This window comes from Paenibacillus sp. GCM10027626 (assembly GCF_042676285.1).
Classification (GTDB): Bacteria; Bacillota; Bacilli; order Paenibacillales; family Paenibacillaceae; genus Paenibacillus_Z.
Window position 1 is genome coordinate 1 of the sequence record NZ_JBHTHC010000048.1, and the last position, 13,923, is coordinate 13,923.

12 protein-coding genes are annotated in these 13,923 nt (G+C 46.4%); 4 read left to right on the forward strand and 8 right to left on the reverse strand.

The genetic code is table 11. From position 1 onward, the window contains the following. Positions 1 to 202: hypothetical protein (locus ACFQ0N_RS37870; protein ID WP_379335610.1), on the forward strand; the 202-nt coding region annotated here is incomplete at its 5' end. A 125-nt stretch (positions 203 to 327) separates the two neighbouring features. On the opposite strand, the gene ACFQ0N_RS37875 is transcribed toward ACFQ0N_RS37870, so the two are convergent. The 7 genes from ACFQ0N_RS37875 to ACFQ0N_RS37905 form a co-directional block, all read right to left on the reverse strand. Next, positions 328 to 834: a DinB family protein gene (locus ACFQ0N_RS37875; RefSeq protein WP_379335612.1), complete on the reverse strand. Its 507-nt coding sequence runs from the start codon at positions 832 to 834 to the stop codon at positions 328 to 330. 305 nt (positions 835 to 1,139) lie between these two features. Further along, positions 1,140 to 1,559, reverse strand: coding sequence for a GNAT family N-acetyltransferase (locus tag ACFQ0N_RS37880; RefSeq protein ID WP_379335633.1), 420 nt, complete (start codon positions 1,557 to 1,559; stop codon positions 1,140 to 1,142). 51 nt (positions 1,560 to 1,610) lie between these two features. Then, complete coding sequence (locus tag ACFQ0N_RS37885) at positions 1,611 to 2,366, reverse strand: alpha/beta fold hydrolase (RefSeq protein WP_379335614.1); 756 nt, start codon at positions 2,364 to 2,366, stop codon at positions 1,611 to 1,613. 65 nt (positions 2,367 to 2,431) lie between these two features. Beyond that, the gene (locus tag ACFQ0N_RS37890; RefSeq protein WP_379335616.1) at positions 2,432 to 3,181 is read right to left on the reverse strand and encodes a class I SAM-dependent methyltransferase; all 750 of its coding nucleotides are present in this window, start codon (positions 3,179 to 3,181) and stop codon (positions 2,432 to 2,434) included. 318 nt (positions 3,182 to 3,499) lie between these two features. After that, positions 3,500 to 6,493: a hybrid sensor histidine kinase/response regulator gene (locus ACFQ0N_RS37895; RefSeq protein WP_379335619.1), complete on the reverse strand. Its 2,994-nt coding sequence runs from the start codon at positions 6,491 to 6,493 to the stop codon at positions 3,500 to 3,502. Positions 6,494 to 6,676: 183 nt separating this feature from the next. After that, positions 6,677 to 7,837 (reverse strand): response regulator, encoded by a 1,161-nt coding sequence (locus ACFQ0N_RS37900; protein ID WP_379335621.1) that lies wholly within the window; start codon positions 7,835 to 7,837, stop codon positions 6,677 to 6,679. Between the two features lie 485 nt (positions 7,838 to 8,322). Continuing rightward, positions 8,323 to 10,107 (reverse strand): response regulator, encoded by a 1,785-nt coding sequence (locus tag ACFQ0N_RS37905; protein WP_379335623.1) that lies wholly within the window; start codon positions 10,105 to 10,107, stop codon positions 8,323 to 8,325. 201 nt (positions 10,108 to 10,308) lie between these two features. Here ACFQ0N_RS37905 and ACFQ0N_RS37910 point away from each other — a divergent pair, with 201 nt between their 5' ends. From ACFQ0N_RS37910 to ACFQ0N_RS37920, 3 genes are read left to right on the forward strand one after another with little or no spacing between them, the layout of a single operon-like run. Beyond that, positions 10,309 to 11,220, forward strand: a complete 912-nt coding sequence (locus ACFQ0N_RS37910) for an ABC transporter ATP-binding protein (protein WP_379335625.1) — start codon at positions 10,309 to 10,311, stop codon at positions 11,218 to 11,220. Then, positions 11,217 to 12,152, forward strand: coding sequence for an ABC transporter permease (locus tag ACFQ0N_RS37915; RefSeq protein WP_379335627.1), 936 nt, complete (start codon positions 11,217 to 11,219; stop codon positions 12,150 to 12,152). Before ACFQ0N_RS37910 ends, ACFQ0N_RS37915 begins: the two co-directional genes overlap by 4 nt. Positions 12,153 to 12,200: 48 nt before the next feature. Next, positions 12,201 to 12,905 carry a DUF4097 family beta strand repeat-containing protein gene (locus tag ACFQ0N_RS37920; RefSeq protein ID WP_379335629.1) on the forward strand — a complete coding sequence of 235 codons (705 nt, stop codon included), beginning with the start codon at positions 12,201 to 12,203 and terminating at the stop codon, positions 12,903 to 12,905. A 168-nt stretch (positions 12,906 to 13,073) separates the two neighbouring features. Here the strand turns inward: ACFQ0N_RS37920 and ACFQ0N_RS37925 are convergent, their stop codons facing one another. Then, positions 13,074 to 13,787, reverse strand: a complete 714-nt coding sequence (locus ACFQ0N_RS37925; RefSeq protein WP_379335631.1) for a serine hydrolase domain-containing protein — start codon at positions 13,785 to 13,787, stop codon at positions 13,074 to 13,076. Positions 13,788 to 13,923 lie beyond the last annotated feature (136 nt).

The window sequence follows — 13,923 nt, forward strand, 5'->3', positions numbered from 1 at the left end:
CCACGAAAACGAGAGGATTGGTGAGGAAATGAAAGAAAACCCTTCATTTCATGGAGAAAATGAAGGGATCCGAATCATGAGATTCATCGCACAGGGCAAGTTGGGGAGAATTAATCGACGCTCTCCACAGTTCCGTTACAATTTTAGATCGGTCGAATTTGCGAAAATAGCGGCCGTGACATCCGTTAGCATTCGTTCATAACGAGCGAAGCGGACCCGAGCGGACCGTGTGGATTTCCGTTATCTGTGCACAAACCTGCCAAAACGGCTTCCTCGCGGACCGTAGACCCGTTATTACGCCAGACACGCCTTCAGTTCTCTTCAGCCTTACTCAAATCCATCTATAATCTCACTAATTTGTTTAATATGTCTTTGTTCATGTAAGTACAGTGATCTAACCCATTCAATTAATAACATCTCTTTAAAAACCGGGTGTGCAAAATGTCTTCTACTCAGCACTGATGGGTCTTCTATTGTGTTTAATATTTCATATAACTTCTCTCTTGAATTGTTTAGTTTTTCAATGATCTCTTTAATTTCTAAAATTTCATCTGTTGGTTTCGCAATGTCAGGAGCTTCTAACTTGTTACTTCTATCAAGTAGAAATTCTAATGGTTTATTTTCTATGAATGAATCTTCTTTGCTCTTTAATCCTTTCCTTATTGCTAGGACATATAATTCTTCTGTCTTAATTAAATGTTGGCATATCTGGCTAATACTCCAACTGCTTGAGTCTTTCCGGTTGTTTAATTGATTTCCGCCCAACCCATGAAGAATTCCCAATAATTCGTCTCTTGTTTCTGTTAATTTTTGATTAATTTCTTGAAGTTCCATGGAAAACTCCCTCTCTTTATTTTTTGGAATATTTCCTATGACACGAAACCAATTACCTATTCCTCATAATACCATGCCATGGAAAAAAGTGGTCAATTTTCTAGTCAGGAAGGACGCGGTCATTTATGATATCGTTTAGCTTAACGGGTCTATCGGCGAAAACCGCCGCGGCGCAATGCAAGGGCTATGATTAGCTTTCATAATAAGCTTAGAAGGCCGTCGAAGTAATTGGCGGCCTAGTTGTCGGTGATTTAACGTAATAAAGTGGCTTTTAGTAAACTGGGAGCCGCTCTTTACTATCGATTTTAACTTTCAAATACGGTAAACATCCCTGTCATGTGTGGGGAATGGTTTTTTAAACCTAACTTCTCATAGAAAACCTCTTTACCTTCTGATGCAAACAATCCGACGAACGCAATCCCGTTATCAAGACGACGCTTTTCGATGTAAGCAAGCAAATATTTTAAGATTTCTTTTCCTAATCCTAAACCTTGAAAAGAAGGTAGAACAGCAACATCTTGGATGTAGAAAAACATAAAATCATCGCCGACTATACGACCCATTCCCACGGGTTCATCATTGACTGTTACAACAACCCCATAAAGAGAGTTGTTTAATGAACCCTTGGACATTTCCGTATTAATACTGCCCCAACCGACTGACTCCCACAAAAACTGGTGTTCTGAGACAGACGGTGTACGTTCATGTATTTTATAGTTTAAGATTGTCATGTTAACCACCATGCTTTCATATAGAATTGGCGGCTAACCTTTAGGTTACCGCCCCCTTATTGAGCTCAAAAACTGCATGATCGTATCATTCACAAAGACAGGGTTCTCTCTGATCATATGGGGCCTATGGCTGCAATCCGGTACAATAACGTAGCGAGAGTTGCGAATAAGTGAAGTCACTCGCTTAAGGTCCTCCTCCGGGGCATACGGATCATACTGTCCAGCAATGAATAAAGTAGGGCAAACTACGCTGTTTAGTTGTTCGTTACTCAACTGCGGATATATCCGCCAATCATTTACTTTTTGCCTCAAAAATTGTTGCCAATCGCCTCGATGGGCCTCGAAATGTCTCTCCTTCATCATATTGATAAAATCATGACGCTCATGAGCTAGCAGCCACTCCGGTTCAAATTCTTCAGATTGCATGGATGCAACAAAGCCGCTTTGTCCAATTGATGTTATGGACATTATTCTTTGAGGTTGATTCACAGCACAATAAAGCGCAACGCCTCCTCCCATTCCATAGCCAACAAGATGTGCTTTAGAAAGCTGTAGTTGGTCCATAAAAGCAATAATATCTTCGGCATGTAGAGGAGTACTCCATTCCAGACTGTTACTTCTCGTTCGTCCATGTCCCCGAAAGTCCGGAAAATAACATGTATACTTATTTTGAAAATCAAGAATCTGACTGGCAAAGGCTAATATCCCTCTTGAAAAACCACTATGTAAGAACAAAACCGGATCGCCGACGCCCATTTGTTCATAATACATTTCTATATCGTTACACAGTATATGGGGCAAATAATATCAACTCCTAGTACTAAGAGATTCCATATCTTTACGTATCCAGTCAGCTACATCCATTACTAATCCTTCGTTTTTCGTCCCGTTACGATCCGGACTGGTGGAAACATCAGCCAGAACGGCCCTTCAATCCGCACCTCGAGAGCCCCAAGTCGTTCAAGCGCTTTCGCATACTCCCTCACATGTTGGAAATCGAGAATTGCGAAGCAGCCCCCAGGTTTCAATACACGCACAATTTCGCTTAATGCCTGGTACCGCTCCTCGGATCCGGGAATATTATGAATGGCCAGACTGGAAACGACGACATCGAAATCGTTGTCCGCAAACGGCATACTCCGCGCATCGCCATCTACAATCTCCACCCGTTCGGCCACCCCTTCTCTTCGGGCATTTACTCTCGTCTCATCAGGATTGTTTCCCGACTGATCATGCGTGTTCCAAATATCGACGCCGACCGCTTTTCCCGCGGCCAGCCTGCGAGCCGCTGCATTCAACACAAGCCCCCGACCACAGCCGACATCCAATACTTTCTCATCGCCGTGCAGTAAAACAAGATCAATCAGTTTCTCCCTCATACGAAACTTCCCTACTTTGCTGCTCCATAACATGTACAACGCCTCAGTCGTGACGACCAAAAAAGAGATCAGGAAAACGAGGCCAATCGTCACCCCCAACCATTTCAGTCGTTCCGGAAAAATGAAAAAAGCAGCTACTCCAAGAAAAAGAAACACGGCTCCTAACAGCAACAGGTTGCGTACTACAGTAGGGGCGTCAATGCCATAGTCTCCCCTCTGGCTTAAGGATTGCTTCATTTCAATCACCTCCTGAAACGATTCAACAACATTAATTATACTAAAAAACGGTAATATTATGCAGTGGTTTGCTAAACATGAGGATTTTAATGCCGATATGTGGATAGTTTTTTTCTAAAGCGACAGTAGGTCAGGCCTAAGGCAAAAAAGAGGACGCCCAAACCGGGTGCCCCCACCCATCTGCACTTTCGCCATACTAAGAGATTTGGTTTTGATGCTCAAATCTCCAAACGACAAAAAAGACTGCTCCTCAAGAGAACCGGATAAGTTCCGGTCTCCCGAAGAGCAGCCTCCCGCACGCGGCGGCATCCTCAAATTTCATTCTAATACGTTGCCTATTCCCATCGGAATGACGAAGGACACGGTCGTTCCTTCGCCAGGCTTGCTGTCAATTGACAGCCCTTGGCCGTACAAGCGGATCAATCGCCGGTTCGTATTGGAAATGCCGATCCCGCCCTTATCCTGCCTTCCGGGATTCAGTAGTTGAACCACCTTGTCCGGGGGCATGCCAATACCGTTATCTCGAACTTCGATGAAAATATCAGAGCCGCGCCGCACAACCCGAACATGGACAGTGCCCCCCGCCGCTCTGCTCAAAAGACCGTGTTTTACGGCGTTCTCGACGAGCGGCTGGATCGAAAGCGGCGGCAAAGAGAAGAGAATGTCGGGCTCAACTTCCCAGACAACCGACAATTTATCACCGAAACGCTCCCGCTCGATATACAGATAAGCTTCGACAAGCTCCAACTCATGGGCAATGTCGACCAGTTCCCCAGTGTTCAAATAATCGAAGCTGATCCGTAGGAAGGAAGTAAAGGCTTCTCCAAGCCGGCGCATCTTCTCGGTATCGATCTCACTGAGCACTATCAGCGAATTGAGCGTATTGAACAGAAAGTGCGGTTGAATCTGCGCTTGCAAATATGCGGCTTCGATTCTCATCCGGTCATGAATCGACTGCTTCAGCGTGACTAACGACCGAACCCGATATTTCAGTTCCAGCGCGTCCGCAGGCTTAGTGACGTAATCGTTTGCACCCGCCAGAAATCCGGTATAAATATCGACGGGCTGACTGCGCGCGGTTAACAGCAACACCGGAAGCTCAGACACGGAGTACCGTTCTCTTACTCTCTGCGTCAATTCGTAGCCCGACATGCGCGGCATCATCACATCGGCAATCAACAAGTCCCATTGTTGCGTCTCCAGCAAGTCCAACACCTCTTGAGCGGAATAGGCTGCTGTAATGTGATACGGCTCCGTCGAAAGAATGCCGACGAGCACGTTCAGATTAATGGGATCGTCGTCTACCGCCAAAATTCGAATAGGGTTGTCCTGTAAAAGCGGCGGGATTCCATCAAGGACGGTACCGCCGTCCAACTCGTTCTTATCCGACTTCAAGCCTGCTTGTGCTTGAATCGCTGCAGCAGCTTCCCGTTCGGATAAACGATCCCGCTGCGTCATTGGAGAAGCAGAATCACCAGCCAGCGGCAACCGGAAAAAGAACGTCGAGCCTCGGCCAAGCTCGGAATCGACCGACAACGTGCCGCCGTGCAATTCGACCAACTGCTTGCAAATGCTGAGTCCCAGTCCAATTCCCCTTCCGTCGCTAATGCCATGCACCCCCTGCACATAGGGAGTAAAGATTCTAGATTGCGTCTCGTCGTCCATGCCAACACCGGTATCGGAGACTCGAATCTCAACATGTCCGTCTTGCACTTCGGCGGTGACGGAGATTGTACCTTCATCCGTATATTTGAGCGCATTGTGCAGCAAGTTGTACATAATTTGCACAAATCTTTTATCATCCGCCATCACGGGTGGTATCGTCTCCGCAATCTTCATATGCACTGTAACGGGTTTTCCTTCCGACATGTACTTCAGCATAGCCAGTACGCCAGGAACAATCGACTGAACGCTTAACGGCCCGGGCTGCAAATTAATGCGGTGCTCCTGCAGCCGCGCGATGTCAAGCAGATCATCCAGCAGATAGGACATACGGCGGCTAATGGTGCCGAGCAACTCCATCTCTTTGCGACTGTCATCCTCGAGCTTCTCTTTCTCCCTGGCATAGATATTCTCCGTAATATTCATAATGCCGTGCAGCGGTGTCCGCAATTCGTGCGAAGTATTGGCCAGGAATTGGTCTTTCATTTTGTCCGCAGCCTTCAACTGCTCGTACAGTTCGACGATCTCATCGGAGTTGCGCAAATATTTTTTAAACCAGTAAGTTGAAAATACAGTTACGGCGACTGTAAGGTCGATCGGATAATAGACGCTCGTCAATTCCGCGAACGACTCCGCAATGCTCCAAGCTAGATTGGACATAATGCTTGCTGCGGTTAACAGCAAAAGAAAGACGTCTTTGTCGTTATGTTTCTTGAACGCCATCGTTCCCGCAGTCCAGATAAACCATATGTACGTAATCAAGTAAAGCGTGAGAAAGAGGTAAAAGTCCAGCACGCTGTTCGCGACCGAGGCAGGCGCAACCAAAAGAACCGCAGTCATGCCAGTCAGCACGGCGATATAAGCCTGCAACCCTTTACTGCGCGGAGGAGCCCCGGCAAACTTCCTGAAGAAAAGCAGGACGAATAAATTTTGCCACAGCAGCACGATCGTCCTGATCTTGATCCCCCAAGTATAGTTGACGGGCAGCCACAATTGCAGCAGCTTATCGTGGCCGCTGAATATCGCAAGACCGACCAAAAAATAGATCAAACCCGTGACGAACAGTAACCGATCCTTCGGTCTGTATAGATAGACGATACAGGTGTATAACCCGTGCAGCAGCATAAATAGAACGATCATGAATTGGAACCCGATCGAAAACTGGCTCATCGAGTCGATCGCCGCCTGCGAGCCGAACCGAACGGAGCGCTTAATCCCTCCCGAGAAAGGTGAATCAAAGTTGGCTACGCGTATGAGCAGCTCGATTTCTGTTTTCCCTTTTTCCGAATAGGGGACCTTATACGAAGCGTTGCGCGGCACGTATTCACTTGCCGTCAAGGCGACGCGGCCGGCCCCGCCGAGGACCTCACCGTTGATCTCGACTTCCGAAGAAGCCTGAATGTCTTTGAGCCAGAATGCGATAGGCTGCTCAAGCGGATCCATGAGGATGCGCAGCCGGTAAGTTCCGACCCCGTGTGAAGTATTGGAATTGGATTTTAACGCCTTTCCCCAGTCTCCCGGCACCTGAATTCCGCGAGCTTCATGATCCTCCGATTGGATTTGTTGCCGGGTCAGCAGCTCACCCGGGTACCATTCCCACTGTCCGTCCAAGGTGAGCGGTGATGAAGTCTTCAGGTCCAGACCCCGCAAGTCTACGATCCCCCCGATGGCACGGTGCGACTTCTCGATCGGGAACCATTCGGACCAAGCCCACCGCAACCCGAAGAGAACGCAAAGGAACAAGAGGAGATAGATGAAATAACGGTATGGAGTTATAGCTCGAATTGGTCGCTTCATAAAACTGACAATTCGACAGAAGCTGCGTTTATTCCTTTATTTTTGTAACAGACCAGTGTCGATATTCGCCTTCCATTGTTCATACCAACGGCCGATATTCCCGCTGATCGGAAGCTCCATCTCGCGTTCCATTCTCGTTTTCAGGAGCAAATATTGTTCTTCTACGCCGGCTTGATTATCAATCGCATGATAAAGCTTCATCAGCGAGAAATAACAGTCTTCATCATCCGGATATATCCGCTGCACGTTCAGGTTAATTTGAATGGATTTGTCCAGCAAGCCTTGTTGCTCATAATAATCGCTTAATTTTTTCGTCTGGTACAGCCATAACATTCGCAAACGTTCCCGTTCATGCTCCGCCCACAGGTACTCGTAATGTCCGAGAAAATCGCCCGTGTACGTCCTTAACACGCGTTCATAGGCGCCAGCAGTGCCCGCATCGAGACGGCCTAATTGTTTCAAGTCGTATTCCCATATTTCCGTATCGACGCGTGCTTCCCCCATATCAAGCTGATAGCCTGCTTCCAATTCGTTAATGCGAATGGAAATCAAGTCCATCTTGCAGGTTTTTAAAGTCTGACGAAGATGATAGATCGCCGTATACAGATACTGAGCCGCTTTGTCTTCCGGGATGTCCGGCCATAGAAGCTCAAGCAGCACGCTCCGGCTGACTGCCCGCTCCCGATGGTGGAGCAAATAAGCAAACAATTCCTGCACCTTGCTCGTCCGCCACTTCGCAGTTTGCGCCTCCATACCGGAAGGCTGAAACCGGATTTGTTCGAAGCAGCATACCACAGGAACATCCCGATCCGGCGCTTTCCTCGAACCTTTCAAGTTCAGCTTATCAATAACCCGCATGACGGTCTGGCGCAAACGAGCGGCGTTCATCGGCTTCAGAATATAATCCAAAGCATAAAGCTCAAATGCGTTCACAGCATACTGGTCGTAACTGGTTACAAATATGATCTCGATGTCGGGAACAACGGCCTGTATCTGCCTGCCGAGCTTCAACCCGTCGATCTCGGGCATATGGATGTCCAGAAACACCACATCGGGGCGATGCTCCAAGACGCCTGCAATCACTTCTTTCGGATCCGAATATGTGGCAACGATCTCTACCCCGTTCACTTCGCTTTCAAGAGATCTTTGGAGTCCGATTAACGCCAACGGTTCGTCGTCGACCAATAAAGCTTTCACGAAAATCCCCCTTAGACAACAAGATGAAATAAGTAAACGGTGAAAGAAAACACCCCCCATTCCAAAGCAAACACCCAAGAAGGATATTGTGCTATCATTTATAAAACTAAAGAGTCCGTATTAGCTCAAATTCACAAAAAATAATTCTTCTGTTGCATAAGAAGAAACGGCTGACGCCGTCCTTGGCGCGAAGCAAGTTTCTTCCCCTTAGAAATATAAGCTGTGTATAAGGTAAAACTTATAACTTTCTTATATTTGAACAAAAAGGCGTATACACGCCTATTGTACCAGTCGGGGGTGGAAAATAGAAGAAATCTTTGTCGATAAAGCTTGCTTACCCTCCGATTTTTACGTAAAATGGAATATTAAAAAATGATTGGATTTTTTAACGCCCATGGCTATGATCATGCTTTCATAATATGCTTAAAAGGCCGTCGATTACCTCGACGGCCTTTACAACCACAACGGCCACGTCTCGCACATCATTAAGTCAGACCCTCAACCCTTGCCTTCTCAACAGCCTCTTCGCGGCCATTTACTTGCAGCTTTAGATAGATGGACGAGATATAATTGCGTATCGTACCTTCCGATAGATGCAGCCTCTGCGCAATTTCCTTGTTGCGAAGCCCTTCTGTCAGGCACCGAAGGACATCGATTTCCCGTTCAGTCAACTCATACGTATTCGGTGCCTTATCCCCTGTTTTGTTCTGAAATAATTGATGGGCCACATCTTGCGAGATCATCGTTCCCCCGCCATATATGAGCCGAATGGTTGCTGCCAACTCCTTAGGGTGTATTGACTTCAGCATGTAGCCTTCTGCCCCGATACGAAGCGCCTCCGACGCCAAAGAGACGTCCTCTATCGTCGTAATCATAATGATCCGTATGTCCGGCCACGTCTCTTTGATGGACTTTGTAGCCGAGATACCATCCATTTCGGGCATGTTGATGTCCATTAATACAATGTCGGGATGATCCTTCTCGCATTGCGCAATGGCTTGCTTGCCGTCTCCAACAACCGCTACTTTAAAATCCTGTTCTTCTCCCAACAACAACCTTAGACTCTCACGGATCAAGGGCTGATCATCCGCCAGGAGTATTTTGATTTTCTGGCCGCCTTCATTAGATGGATTGTGGATCGTGCAGGTTACTATCGTGCCCGCATCCGCTTGCGAATGGATATAGAGCTTGCCTTGCAATGGGGCCAGTCTCTCTTTCATACCTGTCAGACCGAATCCATATTGAAGGCTATCATTCCCCTTGCCGTTATCCTGCACCTGCAGCATCACCCGCGCATGGTCATATTGAAGAAGGACTTGAATCACGCTGGCTTGACCATGACGGCTGGCATTGGTCAGAGCCTCCTGCAGACAGCGATACAAGGCAAGTTTGGCCTGCTTCATGACGGGGTACGGCTCACCCATCGTGCGGAAAACAACCCGAATCCCAGTGTTCGTCTTGAATTCATCCATAATTTGAAGCAGTGATCGGTCCAAAGGGAGTGCCTCCTCAAGTGGATCCATCTGATGCACCTGACGGCGAATATCATCCAGCCCCGTTCTCGCCAGCTTGAGCATTCCCTGCAACTTGGCTTCTCCCTCATTCGAATGAATATGGGACTTCAATGTCTCCATCCCTAAAATCAAGGAAGTATAGGTATGACCAATCGTATCATGCAGCTCACGAGCCATGCGGTAACGCTCCTCCAGCAGCGTCATTCTTTCAATCTGCGAGGAATACTGCTCCAAAATCGTATATTGCTCTTTGATCAATGCAAGCTTCTGTTTAATGGCATTGATCGCTAAGGCTCCTTTTTGCAGAGCATAACTCACGCCGTAGAAGATAATCGCATCAAATAAACTTTGCCATATGACAGACTGTGACAACGACGAGCTGACGGAATCCCCTGCGCTCAAAGTGAACAGCGCCACGGCGACGAGCAGCGAATACCAGTGGGCTCGGCCCCGGCTGTAGAATGCAATTGTAAAGAGAGCCGGCGGGAATAGCCTTATCAAGCCAAGATCGTAAGCAAGAAATAAGGAAACTCCGCCAGCAAACAAGCACTCAGCAATCAGATATTGATGGTAGCGGCCTTTCACAAATAAAAAGGGGATAAGATTGCACAGCAGAAGAGGAACAGACACCATCCAAAAAGGAAAGGCAGGCTGATCCTGATACATCAAAATGATAACGGCGACGACCCATAGGATGCGAATAGCAAGCATGGTCCAATCCTGCCATGACCACCGATTTGGGATAAGAAAACGCATGTGTACAACTCCGTTCACTCTTATTGAAATGAGCGACAACCAGTGTGAGCAAGCCCGATTTCCCTTGTAATATCAAGTCATGACTCCTTGTCACTCGGCTTTATGACAACTGTTTTGTTAGGGTGAGGATGACTGAGATGAATCCGCTAGAACACGGAAAATTATATCTCATTCTAATTGCTATTAAAAGGAGTGATTGCATTGTCGCTGCTGCAAATTCGTGAGCTTACCAAAAAAATAGGAAACAAGGTCATTGTCGATCAAGTAACGCTGGATATGGAAAAAGGGGAAATCCTGGGACTACTCGGTCCGAACGGAGCAGGAAAAACGACGACGATTCGGATGATCGTCGGCCTCATGTCCAAATCAGGAGGCCAAGTGCTGATTGACGGCATGGACGCTCATGAACACTTTGAACAAGCCATGAAACACGTTGGCGTAATCGTGGAAAATCCGGATTTGTACAAATATTTATCAGGCTATGATAATTTGATTCACTTCTCCCGCATGACGCCAGGTGTGACAGAAGCAAGGATCCGGGAAGTCATTGCTCTCGTTGGATTGGAGAACAGCATCAACGATAAAGTGACTACCTACTCTCTTGGCATGCGGCAGCGCCTAGGCCTTGCTGTTGTTCTCGTCCATAAACCTTCCCTGCTTGTGCTTGATGAACCTACCAATGGACTCGATCCGGCTGGCATCCGCGAGCTGAGAGGCCACTTGAAGGATCTGGCTCACAAAGAAGGCGTTGGCATTATGATCTCCAGTCACCTCATGTCCGAGATGGAAATGATGTGCGATCGTGTCGCGATTTTACAAAAAGGGAAGCTGGTTGGCGTTCATAAAATATCAGATATGGCAGATGACGAACGAACCCAAGTCCGATTCGAGGTCGACCGGCCGGATTTAGCGGTACAGATCCTGCAAGCGATCATGGCCGGCGATGAAATAACGACCGATCAACGCCACATTCAAATACGTATCGCCAAAGCACATATTCCAGAGATTAGCCGAAAGCTAATGGCGGCCGGAATTAATGTGTATGGTGTCAACACAATCAAGAAGACGCTAGAAGACAAGTTTATAGAGATAACGGGAGGCGAAGACCATTGATTCCATTCATTCGCAATGAAAACATGAAGATTTATAAACGGAAGCGTACGTGGGTAATGATTGTCATCGTTCTCCTATACGTGCTGCTTCAAATCGTCAATTTGAAGACAGCCGGAAGCGGCACTGTGAGCGACGATTGGAGAGCGCAGCTGGAACAAGAAAATGTGCAATTCAGCAAGGAAGCTGCCAAGCCGGATGCGCTGAAGATTGAAGTCAAACAGGCTGAGAAACACATCATGCTGAATCAATACTATTTAGATCAAAACATTCCGCCTAATACTAATGGGTGGAGCTTTGCGGTAAGTCAGGTGCAAAATATCATTTTTGCGGCATCTTTGATCTCCGTTATTATCTCAGGCGAAATCGTTGCCGCCGAATTCGTATCTGGCACAATTAAGCTGCTGTTGACCCGTTCGGCGAGTCGTACCAAAATCTATCTGTCCAAGTACATTGCCACCATCCTGTTCGGCCTGTTGCTATCCGCGGCTGGCATACTCGTGTCCATCCTCCTTGGAGGTTTCATATTCGGTTTCGATGGATTAGTGAACAGCTATTTCTTTGTCAAGGACCAAGCTGTAAGGGAAGTACCTACACTGCAGGCTCTATTGGCAGGATATGTACTCAATATTCCATTCCTGCTAATTGCGATTACACTCGCTTTCATGATTTCTGCCGCCTTTCGCAGCACGACCTTTTCCATCGTAATTTCCCTACTCGTTTCATTGACTGGGTTCATTATCGCGATTGCGATGGACGGCTGGGCTTGGACGAAATACTTTGTCTTCTCCCATACTGACCTTACACCGTTCCTATACGGAAATCCTTCTATTGATGGGGTAACGTTAGGGTTCTCCCTTGTACTCATCGTGCTCCATCTCGCAATCATGCATTCGGTATCATATCCTTTATTTGTAAAGCGTGATGTGCTCTGAGAAGTCGACTTTTGGGACAAAACTTCTACAAAGAAACGGAGAATAGATATGAACAGAGTGAAGATGATGCTGGGCGCTATGCTTGTAGTTTTACTGTTGTTGATTACGGCCTGCGGAGCGAAAGAAGAATCAGTGGAGAAGAAACTGGAACTACAGGCGGACGGCCTGACACAGCTTGTCATTGACCATCGGAATGGGGAAATTAATATTTTTGGGAGTTCTGATTTGGATAAGATCGAAATCGTTGCTTTGGCCAAAACCAACGGAGTCAGTATAGACAAATTGGAACTAAAGCTGGAAGCACAGAAAGATACGGCTTATTTAGATGCACGGTTTAAAGGGCAATTTCTCGCAATGGGATCGGGGGCAGTCGATCTGGAAATCAAAGTTCCGAAGCAGCTTAATGTGGATATTACGTCACATCGTGACGGCAATATCCACATTTCAGATCTATCGTCTAATGCCAAGATTGACAACGTCAATGGTGATATTCAAGTGGCGAACCTATCCGGGTCGCTTGAAATTGATAATCGAGACGGCGACATCACTGTTCGCGATATCGGTTCGGATGTAGTTATTAACAATATCAATGGACATATTGCAGTCGATCAGGTAGATGGCACAGTCGAGATACATGTCGGAGATGGTAGCCTGGATATCAACCACGTAGCGAAAGATGCGTCTATTACGCAGTCAGGTAATGGTGAAATCAAAATTGGTGAGGTAAAGGGCAAGATCCTTCAGAATAAATAATAAAATGGCCCCTTACACTTTGAAAGGGGCTTTTTCTATGCTTAAATCAACGAAATCTCTACCAACACCATCTCACTTTCTCCGCCGTTACTTATGATATGGTTCAGCCTTCCATCTGGATAAACGTTCCTTGAAACGAGGCTTCAATGTAGATTTGCCTGCCCCAAACTACTTGTTTGCGGGGTTCTCCTTTATATACCCGAAAAACGCCAAGTTGCCGTCTTCGTTCTCAGCAATACTGTACGGATGGATTTGGTCAGAATACCTGCGGACAAATTTCCCCTCACCTACTGGATAGATCTCAATATGAAGATTGCCGGAGAATCTCGTAAAGTACAACTTGCCATTAATAGATTCTACTTGGATCTTATCTTTCAAGTATGTTCCGCAATACTCTTTAAGCTTGCTCTTTTCGATGGGAAGTTCTTCATGTTTTGTCGGAACATCTACATCAATATGATGCAGAATATCTGAGATTGCATTGCCCAGTCTGTACTGATTGATTGCTTCATTATTTGAAAGAATAATGATACAAAGATCTTCATCGAAATAATCCTGCATATAAGTGCTAATCCCTAGGTTGTCTCCTCCGTGGGAATATCTGTCTGTGCCGTAAACGTGATGATGTTCCAGTCCACAGCAGTAGTTGTTTTTGTTCTCGTTGGAAAACCTGGTGTACGTTTTCTGCGACAAGATTTTCCGATCCCGCAAACAAGTATACCATTTGTACAAATCATCGCAGTTTGAGACGATAGCGCCTGTGCCGATACTAAATTTCTCGTTATAATACGGGCATTTGATGTAGGTATCAAATTCTTTTACATAATTGCATGATCTGTTTTTGATCGTTTTACACCCGTCATCAACATCGCTGTTCATCATATTCAAAGGCACTAGCGTTGCATTAATGTTCTCTGAATCTTCATAACTTTCTGTCATATCCGAATTTTGACATGAAAAAATCCTTTACAATAGATTGGAGAGGTAGACCTGTCCATAAATCCATTGAAAAGGATAT

What these genes read in the sequence shown, in the direction of transcription:
- ACFQ0N_RS37875 (WP_379335612.1), bottom strand. Translation starts at nt 834, where the DNA reads ATGGAACTTCAAGAAATTAATCAAAAATTAACAGAAACAAGAGACGAA.
- ACFQ0N_RS37890 (WP_379335616.1), bottom strand. Translation starts at nt 3,181, where the DNA reads ATGAAGCAATCCTTAAGCCAGAGGGGAGACTATGGCATTGACGCCCCT.
- ACFQ0N_RS37905 (WP_379335623.1), bottom strand. Translation starts at nt 10,107, where the DNA reads ATGCGTTTTCTTATCCCAAATCGGTGGTCATGGCAGGATTGGACCATG.
- ACFQ0N_RS37920 (WP_379335629.1), top strand. Translation starts at nt 12,201, where the DNA reads ATGAACAGAGTGAAGATGATGCTGGGCGCTATGCTTGTAGTTTTACTG.
- ACFQ0N_RS37925 (WP_379335631.1), bottom strand. Translation starts at nt 13,787, where the DNA reads ATGATGAACAGCGATGTTGATGACGGGTGTAAAACGATCAAAAACAGA.